Below are 17,573 nucleotides of genomic sequence, written 5' to 3' on the forward strand. Positions count from 1 at the left end.
GCGTCGGGGCGTGCCTGCGCTCCCCCTCGGTCGCCGAGGCCGTTCACGCGCTCGCCTCCGCCGAGGCGTCGCGCTCCGCCGGGCCGGTCGCGGGCGCCTCGTACGCGTCCGCGACCCGGCCCGGCTTCCCCCGAAGGAGCACCAGCGCACAGAGTCCTCCGATCAGCGTCCCAGCCGCCGCCACCTGCATCACCAGATGCATCCCGTCGACGAAGACGGGACCGACGGCGTCCTGTACCGACCGCCGCAGTTCGGCCGGCAGCGCGTCGGTGCGCGACAGATCGCCCCCGCTGAGGAGGTCGTACGCCTGTGCTCGCGCCGTCCGCGGCATGGCAACCGCGGACAGCGCGTCCGGCAGGCTGCCGCGCAGGTGCCGCAGCAGCAGTGCCCCGGCCAGCGCGACCCCGAAGACCGCGCCGACCTGGCGGAACGTGTTGGAGATCCCGGACGCCGTGCCGGCCTGTTCGGCGGGGACCGAGCCAAGGAGCGCCACGGTCGCGGGCGCCCCGGTGAACGAGACACCGATGCCGAGCAGCGCCAACGCCCACCAGTAGCCGCCGAAGCCGGTTCCGGCGTCGAGGACGGTCAGGCCGTACAGGCCGCCCGCGGAGCACAGCGAGCCGAACACGATGGGGCGGCGCGGACCGGCCCTGGACGCGACGACGCTCGCCGCGAACGAGGCGATCATGATCGGCACGGTCAGCGCGAGGAACCGTACGCCGGTCTGAACGCTGCTGAGCCCCTGCACGGTCTGCAGGTGCAGCGTCAGCAGGAAGATCGCCGCGAACAGCCCGAACAGGCTGAGGAAGTTGACGGCTCCGGCTACCGCCACGACCGGCCTGCGGAACAGGTGCAGCGGCAGCATCGGATCGGGCTGCCGCAGTTCCCAGGCCACGAATCCGGTCAGTGTCACGGCGGACACGGCGAAGGCGCCGAGGATGAGCGCGGAGCGCCAGCCCTCGGTGTTGCCCTCGATGAGCGCGTACGCGAGGGCCGCGATCGCGACGACGAACAGCAGCTGTCCCACGATGTCCAGACGCCGGGCGCGCGGCCCGTGGTTCTCGCTCAGCAGGCGGGACAGTACGACGGTGGCGAGCAGCCCGATGGGCACGTTGACCCAGAAGATGCTCTGCCAGCCGACCGAGTCGACGAGCAGGCCGCCGACCACCGGTCCGGCGGAGAGTGCGAGTCCGCCGATGCCCGCCCAGATGCCGATCGCCCGGGCGCGCGCGACGGCCTCGGTGTACGTGGCGGAGACCAGCGCGAGCGACACCGGGATCATGATCGACCCGCAGACACCCTGGATCGCGCGCCCCACCAGCAGGACGCTCGTCGAGCCCGCCAGCGCGCACAGGACCGAGCTCAGCGTGAAGCCGATCAGCCCGCCCAGGAACAGCCGCTTGCGGCCGACGACGTCGCCGAGTGTGCCCGAGGTGAGCAGCAGACAGGCGAAGGCCAGCGCGTAGGCGTCGACGATCCACTGCAGCCCGGTGATGTCCGCGGAGAGATCCTGCTGGATGTCGGGCAGCGCCACATTCACGATCGTGGCGTCGAGGTACACCATGAACACGCCGAAGCAGACGAAGCCGAGCAGCAGCCCCTTGCGAGGGCCACGCGTGCCTCGGAGGTCATGGTGGTTTGTGGTGTCGCTCATCGCCGTCCTCACGTGAGGGGCCTGGCCGAACCGGTCGCTACGCGGGACCATAATGACCGACGGTCAGTCAGTCAACGCCGAGTGACCGACGGTCAGTCAACTTACGTAGACCAGAGGAGACTTCGTGGCCGCGATACGCACGACACCCCCGACAGCGCCGCGCCGGAAACGGGTGGCCAAGAGCCCCGAGGACCGCAGGGCGGCGCTCATCCGGGGTGCGGGCCGGGTCTTCCGCGAGAAGGGCTTCGCCGCCGCGACGGTCGCCGAACTGGCGGAGGCGGGTGAGGTCGCCAAGGGCACCTTCTACCTCTACTTCGACTCCAAGGACCATCTGCTGGGCGCCATGTGGGAGGAGTACGTCGACGGATTCCTGCGGTCCACCCAGGAGTTGCTGGAGACGGACGGGGACTGGTGGCCCACACTCGACCGGCTCATCCGCGCCCTGGTGGACCACGCCGTCGACAACGCCGCCCTGCACCGCATCGTGTACGGGTCGGCGAACGCGAAGGCGCTGGAGCTGTGCCGGACGTCCAACCAGCGTGTCGTGGACGTGATGGTCGCGTTCGTCCGACGCGGCGCCCGCGCCGGGGTGTTCCGTGCCTACGACCCGACTCTCGTCTGCCGGATGCTCTTCCACGCGGCCGACGGGCTCCTCGACGATCTGATCAGCCGGGGTGAGCAGGTCGATCCCGAGGTGATCGTGGCAGCCGTACGGGAGTTGACGCATCGAGGGCTGGGCGACACCGCCTGACCCACCCACTCGAAACCGACGCGCGGGCGTCTCAGGACGATCTCATCGACATCTCAGCGGAGTTCGGCAGTCTCTCCGGCGCAAGGACATCCGGGAGAGGTGCCCGCAGCGGCCCAACGGGGTTCCGGCGTCAGCCGGATCGGGTGCAAGCCCACGCAGGTTCAAATCCTGCCCTCTCCGCGAGCAATGCCGAGTGCGCGGGAGGGTGCGTCGATGAGCGACGTCCTCAAGTCCGGTCCAGACGTCCTCAAGTCCGTTCTGGTGGTGGCCAATCCGGCCGCGGGATCGTGTACACCGGACGCGGTGGAGAAGACGGTCGGGCTGCTCTCCAAGGCGGCCGCGACCGTGGAGCTGCGACTGACCGCCGGACCGGACCACGCCCGGACCCTCGCCCGCGAGGCCGTCTCCGCCGGCGCGGCCGACACGGTGGTGGCGATCGGCGGCGACGGTACGGCCCACGAGGTGATGACCGGGCTGATGGACGCGGGCGGCGACGCGGCCCTCCTCGCGCTCCCCTTCGGCACCGGCAACTCCTTCTACCGTGCGATCTGGTCGGACCGGCCGTGGCGGGCGGCGCTGGACGCCGTCCTCGCCACGCCGTATGTGCGGCGGATCGATCTGGCCGCGGTCGCGGAGACCGGCGGCCTCGCGCTCCTGGGCGCGTCCTCGGGGCTGGCCGCACAGACCCTGGTCACCGCCCGCGAGGTCGCCGGCACCGGCCGGGACCGGTACCAGGAGGCGGTGACACGCGCGGTGGCCGACGGCTTCCGCCCCTATCCGGGCCGGGTCACCGTCGACGGCGTCGAGGTGCACCGCGGCCCGACAGTGTGTGCGAACGTCGGCGGCGGCCGTCATCGCGCGGGCCGCTTCCTGCTCCTGCCGCACTCCGCCCTGGACGACGGCCTGCTCGATGTCTGCGTGGCCGGCCCCGGCCTGCCCCTGCCCGAACTCCTCCAACTCGCCCGCGACGGAGCCCATGTGGGCCGTAAGGGGGTGGTGTACGCCCGAGGCCGCCGGATCGTCGTGGAACGCACCGACGGCCGACCCGTCCTCTTCGAGTACGACGGCGATCTCGCCCCGAAGGCCGCCTCCCGCTACACGCTGGACGTCGTGCCGCGGGCCCTCACGGTCCTGGCACCGCCCCGGTCCTGACCGTCGGGCCACTCGGGTCGCGGTCCGCGCTCTGGTCCGCGTCTCGGTCCATGTCTCCGTCCGCGTCCAGGAAGTGGAAACCGGGCGCCGGGTGCATGAGGAAGTCGTGGTGGGAGATGTTCCAGGCGTAGGCGCCCGCGAGGGAGAACGCCACGCGGTCGCCCGCGCGCAGCCCCGCGGCCGGAACGCCGCGGGCCAGGAGATCCTTCGGCGTGCACAACTGGCCGGTGAGGGTGATCTGTTCGTGCTGTGCGACGGGTCGCTGCCAGGGGTGCGGCCAGGCGTCCACCGCCAGAACGGTGCAGGGCTGGTCGTGCCCCTTGGTCGCCGGGGTGCGCAGATGGTGGGTGCCGCCGCGGACCACGGCGAACTCCTCGCCGTGGCTGGTCTTCACGTCCAGCACCTCGGTCGCGTACCAGCCGCAGTACGCGGTCAGCGCCCGGCCGGGCTCGATGCGCAACGTCAGGTTCCGGTGAGTGTCGGCCAGTCGGGCAAGCCCCTTGCCGTACGCGGCCCAGTCGAAGCGGGCCTCGGGGTCGGCGTAGTCCACCGCCATGCCGCCTCCCACGTTCACCTCGGCGAGGCGGACGCGGTGGCGCGCGGCCAGGTCCGTGGCCCAGGTGACGACGGTCTCGGCCACCGCGAGCTGTTCGGCCGCGTGCAGTCCGCTGGCCAAGTGGGCGTGTATGCCCCGGAGTTCGAGGTGGGGAAGGCTCCCGTCGGTGAGCCGTCGGATCACTCGGTCGGCCCGTGCCGGGTCGAGGCCGAAGGGGGTGGGGCGGCCGCCCATCGCCAGGGAGCTCCCGGCGAGCGCGCCGTCGCCCACGGCAAGGTTGAAGCGCGGCAGGACCGCCACCCGGCGGCCCGGCGCGACCCGCAGGGCCAGTTCGGCGAGCACCCCGAGTTCGTACTCGCTCTCCACATGGAAGCGCTCCACGCCCCGCTCCAGAGCCCCGGCGATCTCCGTCGGCGTCTTGCCCGGACCACCGAAGGCCAGCGGGCGTCCGGGCACCGCCTTGTCCACATGCGCGAGTTCGCCGCCGGAGGAGACCTCGTAGCCGTCGACGTACGGGGAGAGCGCGGCCAGGATCTCAGGCTCCGGGTTGGCCTTGGCCGCGTAGTACAGCTCGACGCGCTCGGGCAGCGCGGCCCGCACGGTGTCCGCGTGCGCACGCAGTGCCGCCAAGTCGTAGAGGTAGGCGGGGAGTTCGGCCGGTGGCAGGGACAGGACCCGTGAGCGCACTGCTGGGGTCGGGTCGGTCATCGGGCGCTCCGGGTGGTGTGCCGCAGGATGTCCTCGGCGAGGGGTGAGGGCAGTCGGACGTATCCGGCGTCCCGGTCGGCCTTGCGTTCCCAGCGGGTGAGCAGGTTGGCCTTGGCGGGCAGCGGGACCCCGGCGAGCAGGGCGGCGAGGCGCGGCGGGCAGCCGTACCGGTCGCCGTACGTCTGGAGGCAGCCGCGGACCTTCGCCCACAGCGCGGCCTCGGTGTCCGGGTGCACATCGGCGAGCGCGGCGAGGAGCTCCGCGATGTGGTTGACCAGCAGGCAGTAGACGACGCGGTCCCAGCCGCGCTGCGCGTCGTACGTCATCGGGTCCGCGACCTCGGACGGCAGCGCGGCCAGCGCCTCGGCGTGGTGCTCCGGGACGAGCTTGGTGCCCTCCAGGTCGCGAAAGAGCACCTGGGCGGGCATGCCGTCGCCGTCCACGCAGATCAGCACGTTCTGCAGATGCGGTTCGAGGACCAGGCCGTGGTCGAAATAGGCGGCCAGCACGGGGGGAACGAGCAGCCTGAGATACGCCGTCCACCAGGCGAGCACGGCTTCCGGACCCGCTCCGGCGAGGAGGCGGGACACGTGGGCGGGGCCGGTCGGGTACTCGTCGGCGACGGCGGCCGCGAGCAGGGGGGTGGTGCCGGGCAGCAGCCGCTGGGCGAGGCCTTCGCGGACGATCACGCCGAAGCCCTCCAGCAGGGAGCGGTCCGGTGCGCCGTCGGGTCCGGGCAGGGCGAGGCTGCGGTAGGCGGGTTCGCGCAGCACGGCGCTGCCCGGGAAGCGGTCGGCCAGGTCGGACAGGGCCGGTTCCAGGGCGCGGGTGAGGGCGACCGCGCCGGACAGCTCATAACTGGCGTTCTTGCGCAGGCAGTTGGTAATGCGGATGTTCAGGCTGAACTTCAGAAACGCCTCGCCGTCGTAGAGCGTGCGTACGGAGGCGGTCGCGGCGAAGGGCCCGCCGCCCTCGCCCAGGTCGAGGACGTCGCCGCGTGCGACAGCCGCGCGCAGCGTCGGGTGGTCGCGCAGCATCGCGTACTGCCAGGGGTGCGCGGGCAGCAGCCGGTAGCCGTCCGGGACGTCGGTGCGCTGTCGGTCCAGTGGATCGGCGGCCCCAGGTGCGGCGGTCTCCTCGGCGACGAGGTGCTCGCGGACGGCGAGGTGCCGCAGCGGGAAGGCGGCCCCGGCCTCCGGCGCGTACGCCTGCCAGGCCGCGGCGTCGCCCGTACGGGCCTTGGGCGTGGGATGGAAGCGGTGCCCGAACATCAGGGACTGCTCGGAGGCGAGGTAGGCCGCGAGACGGTCACCGTCCAGCCGCGGACCGGGTGAGCCGGACGCCTCCAGTGCCGCGGCCACGGCCCGATGGCTGGACTCGATCTGCTCCGCGAACTCCTCGTTGCGCACACCGGTGCGCAGTGACAGCTCGTCCTGCGTGTACGCGGCCAGGCGGCGCCAGTCGACTTCCGCCCAACTCCCGTCCTCCCGCTGCTCGTTCACCGTCCCGGCGAAGCGATGCGCGCCGAGCAGTGACGTACGGCGCAGGGCGATCCGCAGCAGCGCACCGCGCCGGGGCAGCCGCAGCAGCAGGTGGGCGTCATCGACGGCGGTCTGGCGCTCGGGTCCCGAGACCTCGCGCAGCAGGCAGTTGAGGAGGGTGTGGGCCACGGCCTCGTCGGCGGTGGGGAGTTGGGCTGGGACGGAGGGGATGGGGGCGCTTCCGAGAGCATCGGTCAGCGAGGGCATCAGCGGCTCCAGCGGGTGCGGAGAGAGGTGGCGGTGGTCGCGCAGACGGTGGCCAGGGCGACGGCGCTGCCGGTGAGGACGGGGGCGGCCGGTCCGAAGCGGGCACTGCCCGCAGCCGCGGCCACGCCGGCGACGACCGCGCCGGCCTTGGAGAAGAACTCCAGCGAGCCGAACAGCCCGCCGGGCGCCCGGCCCTGGGCACAGTCGGCCGCCAGGATCGACAGGCAGACCAGGCCGAGCGTCATCCCGGCGCCGAGGACCAGTCGTACGGCGATCAAGGACGGGAGCGAGTCGGCGAAACCGTGCCCGGCCAGGCCGAGCGCGATCAGCGCGAAGCCGAGGGCGATCCCGGCCCGAGGGCGGGTCCGGAAGGCGGTGTGCACGGCGAGGGCGGAGACCAGGTAGCACAGGTGAGGCAGGGCGAAGAGCACGCCGGACAGCGTGGGCGAGGCGCCCGGCAGGCGCTTCTCGACGAGGGAGATCAGATAGGGGAAGGAGATGACGGTGGAGAAGACGAAGGCGAACTCGAGCGCGTACAGGGCGCGCAGCGACACGATCGGGGCCGTCGTCCTGGGCAGGACCTGCTCCGCCCGCTCGGTGGTCTTCCCCTCGGCCGGTTCGGGCAGCGCGGCGAGCAACAGGGCGGCGGTGAGGGGCAGTACGGCGAGCAGCGCGTACTGGCGGTGCGGCGACAGCCAGGACGACAGCGAGCCCACGACGATCGGGGCGACGACCAGGGCCGCCCGTGCACTGCCCTGCATCAGAGTGAGCGCCCGCGACAGGTGCGGCCCCTCCAGCGCGGCTCCGAGGTATCCGTTGGACGCGGCGAACGTGCCGCCGAGGATGCCCTGGAGCACCAGCGCCGCCGTGAACGTGGCGAGTGAATCGGCCCACCCGGCGAGCAGGAAGGACACGGCGAGCCCCAACTGGGCCCGCAGCAGCAGCCGTTTACGTCCGAAGCGGTCGGCCAGCCGCCCCCACAGCGGGGCTCCGAGGGCGCCGAACACGGTGGGGACGACGTACAGCAGACCCGCCCAGCGAGCCGTCCGGTCGCCGAGTTCGGGAAGGATCTCGGTCAGGTACGGCGGCAGCCCCAGCGCGGCGAAGGACGCCACGAAGTAGCAGCCGGCCACGGCGTGCACCTGCCGGGGCCCGAACGCGGGGCGCGGCATCCGCAGGGTGCCCGCGCTCATGCCGACACCCCCGTCCCGCGCAGGTAGTTGGGGCCGGTGGTGTAGTGCTTGTTGATGTCGGCTGCGCCCGACCGCTGCTTGGTGAGCAGGGTTCCGGCACTGACCATCGCCTTCACCGGCAGACGGTCCGCGTCCAGCACCCGGGCGCGCAGGACGGCGCCGGGCTCCCCCGGTCCGGTGCCGAGCCGTTCGACGGCTTCGGACAGCCGGTCGCGGACGAGGCGGAGCAGTGCGGGAAGCGGTGCGCGCCCGTGCCGGGCGAGCCCGAACGCGTAGGCGCCCGCGCACAGATGGACGGTGATGGTGGTGAACAGGTCGGCCACCGGCCCGTCGTCGTCGCCGAACACTCTGGGGTCGTCGAAGTCCGCCGGTCCGGGAGCTGCGGCACCGAGCCGTTCGCGCAGCCGTACGGCGTTGATGCGCGGCCCGTCGTTGTCCTTGAGCAGCAGCCTCAGCCGTGTCCGGCCGTCCGCCCGTCGGTCCAGCACCACGGAGATGTTCTGCTGGTGCGACTCCAGCGCGATGCCGTACCCGAAGAGCGTGGTCTGCCAGTCGAACAGCAGGGTCAGCCAGGCGTCCAGCAGGGCGAGCGGGTCGCCGCCGTAGAAGCGGTCGGCGAGACGGTCGACGACCAGCCGGCCGCCGGGGGCCTCGGCGAGCAGCGCGGCCAGGGGGACCACGAGTGAGTCCTCGAGTCCGGCCGGGAGGCGGCGGCAGAGCACGGCGAGCGACTCGTGCCCGGCGTGCGCGTACACGGTCTCGTCGGCGTGCAGGATCGTGTCCCGGAAGCGGGGCTCGTGGACCGTCACCGTCTGGAGCAGCCGCTGCCCGGCGGCGCCGTCGACGAGGGTGCCGGGCTTGATGGTGCGCCGGTTGCGCAGGCCCAACGTGGCGGTGGGCAGCGGCAGTTTGAGGTGCAGGGCCGGGTCGGCGGTCACCGCGACGGTGCGCATGGACAGGGTCGGTACGACTTCGAGGTGGGCGCGGTCGGCGAGCAGCGCGCTGCCCGTCAGTCCCGTGTCGCGCAGGGCGGCGTCCAGCGGGGCGCCGACGGTCAACGGGTGGACGGGCAGGGCCACATGAGTCCGTTCGGCTTCGGGCATCCCGAGGACGGCGGGTGTGGGCCAGTGCTCCGGGAGCGGGCCTCCCGTCGCGGTGACTGCCTCCCGGGGCACGGCGAGCCAGCGCAGCGCGAAGCGCGGGTGGAACTCGGGTGCGTATGCCCGCAGTTGCTCCTCGTCGAGTCCGGAGCGGCCTCGTGCGGTCGGGTAGACGGGGTGGTCGAGGCGGGCGGCGAGGGTGTCGTGGCCCAGGCTGCGGTGCGGGCCGGTCCAGTCGGCGGGGTCGCCGCCGTGGCGCGCGGCCAGACGTACGACGGTCTCCTCGCGCGTCCGGCCGTGCAGCCGCATGGTGGCCAGCGTCTGGCGGCACTCCTCGGCGAACGCGTCGAAGCCGTCGCGGTCGAGGGGGTCGGCCGGCGCCCGTAGCGCGGCGAGCACGGTCTCGACGGTGGTCAGCTCGCCGTCCGCCTCACTGACGAGCAGCGGCAGCCGGGCGGCGTACAGGCTCTGGAATCCGTCCTCGGACACCGGCAACAGCAGGGCGTCGTCCTTGCCTTCCAGCCGGAGCCAGGCGCCGTCCGGGCGGTGCGTGAGTGTGCTGCGGGTGCGCAGGCCGACGACGTCCTCGCGCAGCAGGGCGGAGAGGACGCGGGTGAGCAGCTCGGCCTCCGCGGCGTCCACCGCGGTCCGAGCCGTCGCGGTCTGGGGCGTCACGGCTGGATCTCCCAGCGCTGGGCCGCCAGGAATGCGGTGGCCGCCCTGTCCACGGCCCGCTGGTCGGTTCCGGTGGCCCGCAGGACGCCGAGGTAGTCGCGGTTGGTGCGGTACAGCTCGTGCCGCTCACCTGTCTCCCGCAGCGGCCGGTACGTCAACTGCACGCCGTCTACGGCGAGTTCCGAGGCCTCCGGTGCCGCCGTCAACGTCCCGGCGCGCTCGGCGCAGGGGTAGTCGAGGCGGGCCGCGCCGTCGCGGCGGGCGCCGAGGTCGGCGGGGAGCGGTTCGCCCAGGTGGGTGCGGAGGATGTGCTCGAAGAGCGGGATCTCCAGCAGCCGGCCGAGCAGCAGGTCGCACTGGTCGCCGATGGCCCGGTAGTTGACCTCGATGATGCGGGCGCGCCCCTCGTGCACGACGAACTCGGTGTGGCAGGCGCCGAACCCGACGTCGAGCGCGTCCAGTTGGGCCAGCACCTGTGCGACGACCGGCTCGGGATGTGCGGGAACGAACGTCAGCCGGTCCTCGATGAAGTACGGCGGCGGGGACAGCTCGGTGTGGAACCCGCCCAAGATGTGCCGGGTGCGGCCGTCGCCGAGGGTCTCCAGGGTGTAGAGCTCGCCGGGCAGGTACTCCTCGACGACCAGCACGGCCCCCGGGCGGCGCGCCAGGATCTCCTTGCAGCGTGTGACCAGTTCCTCGGAGCTGTCGACCAGGACGACGTCCTCGCTGGCCACGCCCTCGCGGGGCTTGACGACACAGGGGTAGGGCGCGTCGAGGGCGGCCGGTTCGGAGAGTTCGGCGGACCAGACGGTGTCGACGCCCGAGGCGGCCAGGTGCCGGCGCATCTCGGCCTTGTCCTTGGTCCGCAGCGTGGCCCGCCAGTTCTTGGCGGGAAGCCCGAAGTAGGCGGCGGCCAGGGCGGCTTGGGTCTGGAGGTGGTCGCTGTTGGTGAAGACCGCGTCCGGCGTGTGATGGGTCGATATCCGGGTGATGACGGCGCGGAAGTCGCGTACGTCGCACTCCAGGATCTCGATCCGCGGATGCTCGGGGCCCAAGTACGCGGCCCGGTGGGCGTCCGGCTGGTCGGTGAGGACGGTGACGTCGAGGCCGAGCCGTGCCGCGGCGGGCAGGAACCCTTCGGTCACGGAGTCGGTGGGGTTGAGAGCAAGCAGGTAGAGGCGCACGGGCGTGGGTCAACTTCCGCTCGGAGGTGGGGGGTTGCGGGACGGGGCCGCGGTTCGGGTGCGGCCCCGCCCCGGTAAGCGGGAGTTACTTCTTCGGGAGGTCCACGCCGGTGGCCTTGGCCACGTCCGCGAGCATCTGCTCGGCGGCCTGGACGCCGATGCCGGACATCCAGGTCTCGTCCGGAACCTCGAAGACCTTCTTGTTCTTGACGGCCGCCAGGTCCTTCCAGACCGGGTTGGAGGTGACGTCCTTGCGCTGGGTCTTGTCCGGGGTGTCGGCGGTGGTGACGAAGATCAGGTCGGCGTCCGCGCGGTCGATCTGCTCGGGGCTGACGTCCTTCATGGTCACGGCCGGGTCGTCGGAGACCTGCGAGGCCGGGCGCTTGAAGCCGATGTCGTTCAGGACGACGCCGCTGTAGGAGTTGGACTGGTACAGACGGGTCGGCCCGGCGATGAAGCGGACGACCGAGGCGGTCGGCATCGCGTTGCCGTCCTTCTTCTTGATGGCCTCACCGAGCGCCTTGGCGCGGGTCTCGTACTCCTTCAGCTTCGCCGCGGCCTCGCTCTCCAGGCCGAGCGCCTTGGCGTGCACCTTCAGGTTGGCCTTCCAGGGACCGCCGGTGGTCTCGGTGAAGACGGTCGGGGCGATGGCGCTGAGCTTGTCGTAGACCTTCTCGTGCCGGACCTTGGACGACAGGATCAGGTCGGGCTTGAGCGAGGCGATCAGTTCGAGGTTCGGCTCCAGGAGCGGACCGACGTCCTTGGTGCCGCTCAACTCGCCCTTCAGGTACGTCGGGAAGCCGCCCTCGCTTTTGAAGTGCGGGGCGACCGCGCCGACCGGGTCGATGCCGAGCAGGGTGACGTCGTCCAGCTCGCCGGTGTCGAGCACGACCACCTTCTTCGGCTGGGACGGGATCTTCACGTCACCCATCACGGTCTTGAGGGTGCGCGGGAAACCGGCGGACGCGGCACCGGCGTTGGCCTCGTCCTTCCCCGACGTGTCGGAGTCCTTCTCGCTGCCACAGGCGGCCAGTGCCGCGGTGCCGAGCACGACGGCGAGCAGCACGGCGAGGAGCCGGCCGATTCCGCGCAGGGGGGATCGCTTGAGCATGGGGGGTTCGTCTTTCTCGTAGGGGTGTTGCTCGTAAGGGTGTTGCTCGTAGGGGGCTTCTCTTACGGGCGTGGGTGCGCAGGTGCGGGTCAGGCGGGCGCGGTGGCGCGTCGTACGGCACTGCTCCTCGGGACGACCAGCGGTGTGCCGGTCTCCGGGTCGGGGATCACCCGGCAGTCCACGTCGAACACGGACTTGACCAGTTCCGCGTCGAGGACGTCGGCGGGTGGTCCGGCGGCGGCGAGGCGCCCGTCCTTGAGGACCACCATGTGGTCGGCGTAGCGGGCGGCCTGTCCGAGGTCGTGCAGCACCATCACCACGGTGCGGCCGGCCTCGGCGTGCAGGGCGGCGACCAGGTCGAGTACGTCGAGCTGGTGCCGCAGGTCGAGGAAGGTGGTGGGTTCGTCGAGCAGCAGCAGCTCGGTGTCCTGGGCCAACGCGAGGGCGATCCAGGCGCGTTGGCGCTGGCCGCCGGAGAGCTGGTCGACGGGTTGGTCGCGCAGCTCCGCCGTGCCGGTGCGCTCCAGAGCCGCTTCGACCGCCGCCTGGTCCGCCGCCGACCAGGGACTCAGCAGCCGTTGGTGCGGATAGCGGCCGAGCCGTACGAGCGCTTCGACGGTGATCGCCTCGGGGGTGACGGGCTGCTGCGGCAGAAGCCCCATCCGGCGGGCGAGCGCACGCGCGGTCAGCCGGTGGATGTCGGCGCCGTCGAGGGCGACGGTCCCGGCGGCCGGTGCGAGCAGTCGACTCAGACCGCGCAACAGGGTGGACTTTCCACAGGCGTTGGGGCCGACGATCGCGGTGACGGCACCGCCCGGCAGCGTCAGATCGAGGCCGCCGACCACGAGCCGGTCGCCGTAGCGCAGGTCGAGGCCTTGCGTGGTCAGCTGGTTGGCGGTGGCCATGGGTGACTCCTGGGGGCGAGTCGGATGCGTCATGCGTGGCTCCTGTGGACGGGCTTGCTCTGGCGGAACATCAGCACCAGCAGCCAGGGGGCGCCGAGCGTCGCGGTGACCGCGCCGACAGGCAGGCCTTCGACGGGCAGCAGGTGCTGCACCACCAGGTCGGAGGCGAGCAGCAGGACGGCTCCGGTGAGACCGGCCAGGGCGAGTGATCCGGCGGTCGGGGGGCCCGTGACGAACCGCACGAGGTGGGGTACGGCGAGCGCCACGAAGGTCACCGGACCGGCGAGCGCGGCGGCCAGGGAGGCCAACACCACCGCTAGGACGAGGATGTGGAGACGCGCCCTGGAGGTGCGCAGGCCCAGGGCGCCCGCGGAGTCGTCGCCCAGGTCGAGTACGGCGAGGGAGCGGTGCAGGGCGAAGGCGGCGGCCAGCGCGACCAGCATGGCGCCGGCCGCGCCCCACACCTCGGTCCAGGTGCGCCCGTACACGGACCCGGTCGTCCACTGGAGCGCCGATCCGGCCAGCTCGGCCGGGAAGCGCACGATCATCAGGTTCACCGCGGCGGCGAGGCCCGCCTGCACCGCCAGTCCGGTGACGACGAGCCGGGTGACAGCCAGCCCGGAGCGCCAGGCGAACACCCCGAGCAGCAGGGCGGCGAGCAGTCCGCCGGCCAGCGCCCCGACCGGGATGAGCGTCTGCGAGGCACCCGCGGCGATCAGCGCGACCGCGCCCAGCGAGGCGCCGCCCGTCACGCCCATGACGTCGGGAGAGGCGAGCGGGTTGCGGAACAGCCGTTGCAGGACGCAGCCCGCCGCGCCGAGTCCGGCACCGGCGACGATCGCCGCCACGGCCCGGGGGGCACGGAACTGCTGCACCACGAGGACGTCGCCCGAGTCCCCGAGCCCGATCAGCGCCCGCAGCGCGGTGGTCGCGGGCAGCCGCATCTCCCCCGTGGTCAGGGCGACGGTGAGCAGGACGAGAAGAAGGAGGAGAGCGCAGGCGCCGTACGCGAGGACTCGGCGACGGTGTCGGGTACGGGCGCTGTCGGCACGTACAACTCCCGTGAGGGCGGCGGTCATCGGGCCACCTTCCGGGCGAGCAGGGCCAGCAGCGGGGCGCCGAGGAAGGCGGTGACGATGCCGACCTCCAGTTCGGAGGGCCGCACCACGAGCCGTCCGAGAACGTCGGCGGAGAGCAGCAGCAGCGGTCCGGCGATCAGGCAGCCGGGCACCAGCAGCCGGTGGTCGCCGCCCAGCAGCGGCCGTACGAGGTGAGGTGCGGCCAGGCCGATGAAAGCGACCGGACCGGCCACGGCGACCGCCGATCCGGCGAGCAGCACCACCGCGATGCCGCCGGCGAGGCGGATCCGGGCCACCGGCACTCCGAGCGCCTGCGCCGAATCGTCGCCCAGCGCAAGGGCGTTGAGGGCGGGGGCCACGCACAGGGCGACGAGCAGCCCGAGCACCAGCGTGGGCAGCACCGGCCACAGGACGTCGAAGGTCCGGCCGGAGAGCGACCCGGCGAGCCAGAACCGCGCCTCGTCCAGCGTCCGTTGACTCGCCAGCATCACAGCTGACGTCCAGGAGAGCAGGACGAGTTGGAGCACGGTGCCGCCGAGGGCGAGCCGTACGGGGTCGATGTCCCCCGAACGCCGGGCGAGCGCCTGGGCGAAGAGGGCGGCGGCAGCCGCTCCGGCGAACGCGAACCACATGTACTCGACGGGGCTGGTGAGATGGAGCGCGAAGATGGCGACGACGACCGCGAACCCGGCACCCGCGTTGATACCGAGCGTGGTCGGGGAGGCGAGCGGGTTGCGCGTGATGCCCTGGGCGACGGCCCCCGCGACGCCGAGCGCGGCGCCGACCGCGAGACCGATGACGGTCCTCGGCAGCCGCAGCCCGGTCACCACGAGCGCGTCACGTCCCTGAGCATGGCCGAACAGCGCGTCGGCCACGGTGGACAGGGGGATGGAGCGGGCTCCGAGGGCGAGGCTCAGCGCGGTGCAGAGCAGCAGGGCACCGATGCCGATGAGGAACAGGGGAATGTGCCGGAAGGCACGGAAGGGCACACCCATGGGTGCGGCCCGTTCGGTCGCAGTCACAAAACGTGAGCTTAGGTTAGGCATGCTTTACTTTTCAACCAGCTGTGGAATCGCTGTGACGTGCACACCTTCCGGCCGCCGGCGCATCCGTACCCCCGAAGTCGTTCGCGTGATCCTTTGAGTAAGGTAAGCCTTGCCTATGCATCACGCAATGACGTCTCGCGCTCAGGAGTGCCGATGACCATGGCCCTGGAGATCCCGCCGGCCGCCGCCGCGACGGGCGTGTCCGGCCTCCTCTCCGACGCCTACCGGCGCCTGGGCGACCTCTGCGAGGCGCTGGCCTTGAGCGTCGCGGACGAGGACCCGAAAGGCCTTCAAGTCGGCTTCACTGGCCAGGATTTGATGGGCCATCAGGATGCGATCGACGCTTTCGTGACGGCTGAGGCCAAGCGGATTCACGACCGCTACGGGCACGTTTCGCGCCCGGACGTCGCCGCCTCCCGCGCCCTCCACGACTACGCGTGGTCGGTCGGCCTGCTGATGAGCGGAGTCTGGTACCTGGAGCGGCGGGTGCCGCGGATCCGGCCCGAGGACGTACGGCTGGACCTGGCTTCCGGCGTGTTCGAGATCACGCCGACCTCCGAACTCGCGTGTCTGCCGGGCGACCCGGCCGCCGACCGGCCCGGCGCCCGGGTCGTACCCCACGAGGAGTCGCTGCGCGCCGAGTTGAGGACAGCGGTCGCCGACCACATGCGACCGCTCCTGTCCGCCCTCGGCCCGTACGTAAGGCGCGGTCCGCGCGCCCTGTGGGGCATGGTCGCCGACGACCTCGTGTCCGGGATCTGGTACCTCGGCCGCACCCTCGGCGAGGAGGACGCCGCCGTACGGGCCGCCACCGCGCTCCTGCCCTCCGCCGAGGCGCCGTTCCCCGGCGGCGCCGACTTCCGCCACCTGACAGGCTCGGACGGCCGCCTGCACCCGACCCGCACCCGCATGGGGTGCTGCCTCTACTACACCGTCCGCCCGGCCGAGGCATGCAGCACCTGCCCCCGGACCTGCGACGCGGAACGTCTGCGCAGACTCGAGGGCTGAGGGCTGAGGGCTGAGGGCTGAGGGCTACGGGGTGACGTTTCCGGGGCTTCTCACCGACTGAGGGCTATGACGGGCTGTCCGTCTGACGTCGCCGCAGGGCGACGAAGCCGGCCGCGAGGGCCAGCACGCCGGTGCCCGCGATGGCGGTGATTCCACCGGCGCCGCTGAGCGCGAGGTCTCCGCCGCCCGCATCACCGCCTTGTGGCCGCACGCCCCCTGTGGCGGACGCAGAGGCCGACGGGGAACCGGTGGCCGACGCGGTCGCCGAAGCAGCGGCGGTCGCACTCGTTCCGGTCGGGCTCGGCGTGCTCTTCCGCGGGGTGGTGTCCCCCGCGTCGCGGCTGAACGTCAGTGTGCCGAAGCCGAGTTGGTCGAAGCCACCGCTGTTGGGACCGTAGTCACCGCCGCCGCCCTCGGGGGCCGCCTTGGCCGCGACCTGGGTGACGTACGGCGCGGACAGTCCACGGCGCTTGGTGTAGTGGTTGGCGATCATGGCCCAGATCGGCCGTGTCATCGCCGGGTCCACGGCGGCCGCGCCGCTCGCGGTCTCCGCTCCCGACCAGACGCCGGGGGCGCCCTTCCTGCGAGTGTTGGCGGTGTACGGCACCTGGCCGCCCATGCTCCACTTGGCCACGTACTGGGCCCCCTTGAGGAAGCGGTTGTCGTCGTATCCGTACAGGTCGATGCCCTGGTTCCAGGCCATCTCGCAGATGGTGCCCATCAGGCCGACGCCGAGCAGCGCGTGGCCCTGGTCGCGCCCCGCCTCGACCCACTCGGCGAGACCGTCGCCGTACACGACCGGGATCGCGTTCCTGATGGAGCCCATTCCCTCGCCGTGCTTGAAGTAGGCGACGGCGCGGGCGACTTGGGCGCGGTCGTCGCAGAGGATGCCGGTGGCGAGGACGCAGGCGATGGCGGTCAGGTCCCAGTTGGCCCAGTAGTTGGTGACGTAGGCGCCGTTGTGTTTCACGAGGAAGTCCTCGCTGAGCGGGGCGAAGACGTCGCGCATCATCTTCTGGAAGCGGGCCAGTTCGAAGTCGTCGCGGTCGCGGACGAGTTCGGCCGCGTTGGCGAACTGGTAGCCGTACAGACCGGCCGCGAGGAACCTGTCCGCGCTGCCGGCGAGTCCGGTCAGCTTGGCGGACCAGGCGTTGAGAATGGTGACGGCGGTAACGGCGCGCGCGGTGTCGCCGGTGATGTGCCAGCGCAGGGCGTTCTGGTAGGCCGCATGGATGTCGTTGTAGAGCGTGACGTAGTTCTGCGGGCCGCCCGAGCCCCGGTACACCGTCGCCTGCGGGTTCGGCGCCCAGCCGCTCTGCGCGTGCCGGTTGGCCACCAGCTTGTCGTAGCCCGCCTTCCAACGGCCGCTGCCCGCCTTCACCTTGGCCGCCATCCGGTCCAGGTCGGCCCGGGTGTGCAGCAGGCCCGGATGAGCGAAGGCCGCCCCGGCGGCGGCCGCGGTGGGGGCGGAAACGGTGACGCCGAGCGCGACGGCCCCGGCTCCTGCCACCGCGCCGGCACCCGCCATACGAAGCGCTCCGCGCCGGCTGATCGAGCGTCCGCTGCTGTCCTCATTCACGCGCTGACTCCTGTGGGGTGGGGTCCGTACGGAGTGGAGACGCGGGAAACGCTCAGGGATAACAGAAAATTCGCGGGGCCTGCCTCACCGGCGGCGAAGCGGCGAGGAGTCCGTGGTGAACGGC

At 72.2% G+C, this 17,573-nt stretch carries 14 protein-coding genes; 3 read left to right on the top strand and 11 right to left on the bottom strand.

Annotated features, from left to right (window positions below; all coding sequences use genetic code 11):
* Positions 1-43: 43 nt before the first annotated feature.
* Positions 44-1,654, bottom strand: coding sequence for an MFS transporter (locus tag AB5J56_RS07590; protein WP_369231298.1), 1,611 nt, complete (start codon positions 1,652-1,654; stop codon positions 44-46).
* A gap of 124 nt (positions 1,655-1,778) precedes the next feature.
* On the opposite strand from AB5J56_RS07590, the gene AB5J56_RS07595 reads away from it, so the two are divergent.
* Both AB5J56_RS07595 and AB5J56_RS07600 read left to right on the top strand, forming a co-directional pair.
* Positions 1,779-2,405, top strand: a complete 627-nt coding sequence (locus AB5J56_RS07595) for a TetR/AcrR family transcriptional regulator (RefSeq protein ID WP_369231300.1) — start codon at positions 1,779-1,781, stop codon at positions 2,403-2,405.
* Positions 2,406-2,618: 213 nt separating this feature from the next.
* Positions 2,619-3,557, top strand: a complete 939-nt coding sequence (locus AB5J56_RS07600) for a diacylglycerol kinase family protein (RefSeq protein ID WP_369231302.1) — start codon at positions 2,619-2,621, stop codon at positions 3,555-3,557.
* Here the strand turns inward: AB5J56_RS07600 and AB5J56_RS07605 are convergent.
* From AB5J56_RS07605 to AB5J56_RS07645, 9 genes are all read right to left on the bottom strand, one after another.
* The gene (locus tag AB5J56_RS07605) at positions 3,529-4,821 is read right to left on the bottom strand and encodes a type III PLP-dependent enzyme (protein ID WP_369231304.1); all 1,293 of its coding nucleotides are present in this window, start codon (positions 4,819-4,821) and stop codon (positions 3,529-3,531) included. The genes AB5J56_RS07600 and AB5J56_RS07605 overlap by 29 nt on opposite strands.
* Entirely contained in the window at positions 4,818-6,569 is a 1,752-nt protein-coding gene (locus tag AB5J56_RS07610) for an IucA/IucC family siderophore biosynthesis protein (protein ID WP_369231306.1), read from the bottom strand. Before AB5J56_RS07610 ends, AB5J56_RS07605 begins: the two co-directional genes overlap by 4 nt.
* Positions 6,569-7,762 (bottom strand): MFS transporter, encoded by a 1,194-nt coding sequence (locus tag AB5J56_RS07615; RefSeq protein WP_369231308.1) that lies wholly within the window; start codon positions 7,760-7,762, stop codon positions 6,569-6,571. The genes AB5J56_RS07610 and AB5J56_RS07615 overlap by 1 nt, the downstream gene beginning before the upstream one ends.
* On the bottom strand, positions 7,759-9,537 hold the full coding sequence (locus tag AB5J56_RS07620; RefSeq protein ID WP_369231310.1) for an IucA/IucC family protein: 1,779 nt from the start codon (positions 9,535-9,537) through the stop codon (positions 7,759-7,761). The genes AB5J56_RS07615 and AB5J56_RS07620 overlap by 4 nt, the downstream gene beginning before the upstream one ends.
* Positions 9,534-10,721, bottom strand: a complete 1,188-nt coding sequence (locus tag AB5J56_RS07625) for an acetyl-CoA carboxylase biotin carboxylase subunit family protein (protein ID WP_369231312.1) — start codon at positions 10,719-10,721, stop codon at positions 9,534-9,536. The genes AB5J56_RS07620 and AB5J56_RS07625 overlap by 4 nt, the downstream gene beginning before the upstream one ends.
* An 85-nt stretch (positions 10,722-10,806) precedes the next feature.
* Positions 10,807-11,832: an ABC transporter substrate-binding protein gene (locus AB5J56_RS07630; protein ID WP_369231314.1), complete on the bottom strand. Its 1,026-nt coding sequence runs from the start codon at positions 11,830-11,832 to the stop codon at positions 10,807-10,809.
* An 89-nt stretch (positions 11,833-11,921) separates the two neighbouring features.
* Complete coding sequence (locus AB5J56_RS07635; protein ID WP_369242423.1) at positions 11,922-12,737, bottom strand: ABC transporter ATP-binding protein; 816 nt, start codon at positions 12,735-12,737, stop codon at positions 11,922-11,924.
* Between the two features lie 29 nt (positions 12,738-12,766).
* Positions 12,767-13,816: a FecCD family ABC transporter permease gene (locus AB5J56_RS07640; protein WP_369231316.1), complete on the bottom strand. Its 1,050-nt coding sequence runs from the start codon at positions 13,814-13,816 to the stop codon at positions 12,767-12,769.
* Complete coding sequence (locus AB5J56_RS07645) at positions 13,813-14,811, bottom strand: FecCD family ABC transporter permease (protein WP_369242425.1); 999 nt, start codon at positions 14,809-14,811, stop codon at positions 13,813-13,815. The genes AB5J56_RS07640 and AB5J56_RS07645 overlap by 4 nt, the downstream gene beginning before the upstream one ends.
* Positions 14,812-15,015: 204 nt before the next feature.
* Here AB5J56_RS07645 and AB5J56_RS07650 point away from each other — a divergent pair, with 204 nt between their 5' ends.
* On the top strand, positions 15,016-15,870 hold the full coding sequence (locus AB5J56_RS07650) for a (2Fe-2S)-binding protein (RefSeq protein WP_369231318.1): 855 nt from the start codon (positions 15,016-15,018) through the stop codon (positions 15,868-15,870).
* Between the two features lie 64 nt (positions 15,871-15,934).
* On the opposite strand, the gene AB5J56_RS07655 is transcribed toward AB5J56_RS07650, so the two are convergent.
* Positions 15,935-17,398, bottom strand: a complete 1,464-nt coding sequence (locus AB5J56_RS07655; protein ID WP_369242427.1) for an alginate lyase family protein — start codon at positions 17,396-17,398, stop codon at positions 15,935-15,937.
* Positions 17,399-17,573 lie beyond the last annotated feature (175 nt).

Origin of the sequence: Streptomyces sp. R21, assembly GCF_041051975.1 — a bacterium.
In the GTDB taxonomy this organism is placed as follows: domain Bacteria; phylum Actinomycetota; class Actinomycetes; order Streptomycetales; family Streptomycetaceae; genus Streptomyces.

Bases quoted from the DNA above. Each gene is read 5' to 3' on its own strand.
- AB5J56_RS07590 (WP_369231298.1), bottom strand. From the start codon at position 1,654: ATGAGCGACACCACAAACCACCATGACCTCCGAGGCACGCGTGGCCCT.
- AB5J56_RS07600 (WP_369231302.1), top strand. From the start codon at position 2,619: ATGAGCGACGTCCTCAAGTCCGGTCCAGACGTCCTCAAGTCCGTTCTG.
- AB5J56_RS07605 (WP_369231304.1), bottom strand. From the start codon at position 4,821: ATGACCGACCCGACCCCAGCAGTGCGCTCACGGGTCCTGTCCCTGCCA.
- AB5J56_RS07610 (WP_369231306.1), bottom strand. From the start codon at position 6,569: ATGCCCTCGCTGACCGATGCTCTCGGAAGCGCCCCCATCCCCTCCGTC.
- AB5J56_RS07615 (WP_369231308.1), bottom strand. From the start codon at position 7,762: ATGAGCGCGGGCACCCTGCGGATGCCGCGCCCCGCGTTCGGGCCCCGG.
- AB5J56_RS07630 (WP_369231314.1), bottom strand. From the start codon at position 11,832: ATGCTCAAGCGATCCCCCCTGCGCGGAATCGGCCGGCTCCTCGCCGTG.
- AB5J56_RS07635 (WP_369242423.1), bottom strand. From the start codon at position 12,737: ATGGCCACCGCCAACCAGCTGACCACGCAAGGCCTCGACCTGCGCTAC.
- AB5J56_RS07640 (WP_369231316.1), bottom strand. From the start codon at position 13,816: ATGACCGCCGCCCTCACGGGAGTTGTACGTGCCGACAGCGCCCGTACC.
- AB5J56_RS07645 (WP_369242425.1), bottom strand. From the start codon at position 14,811: ATGGGTGTGCCCTTCCGTGCCTTCCGGCACATTCCCCTGTTCCTCATC.
- AB5J56_RS07650 (WP_369231318.1), top strand. From the start codon at position 15,016: ATGACCATGGCCCTGGAGATCCCGCCGGCCGCCGCCGCGACGGGCGTG.
- AB5J56_RS07655 (WP_369242427.1), bottom strand. From the start codon at position 17,398: ATGGCGGGTGCCGGCGCGGTGGCAGGAGCCGGGGCCGTCGCGCTCGGC.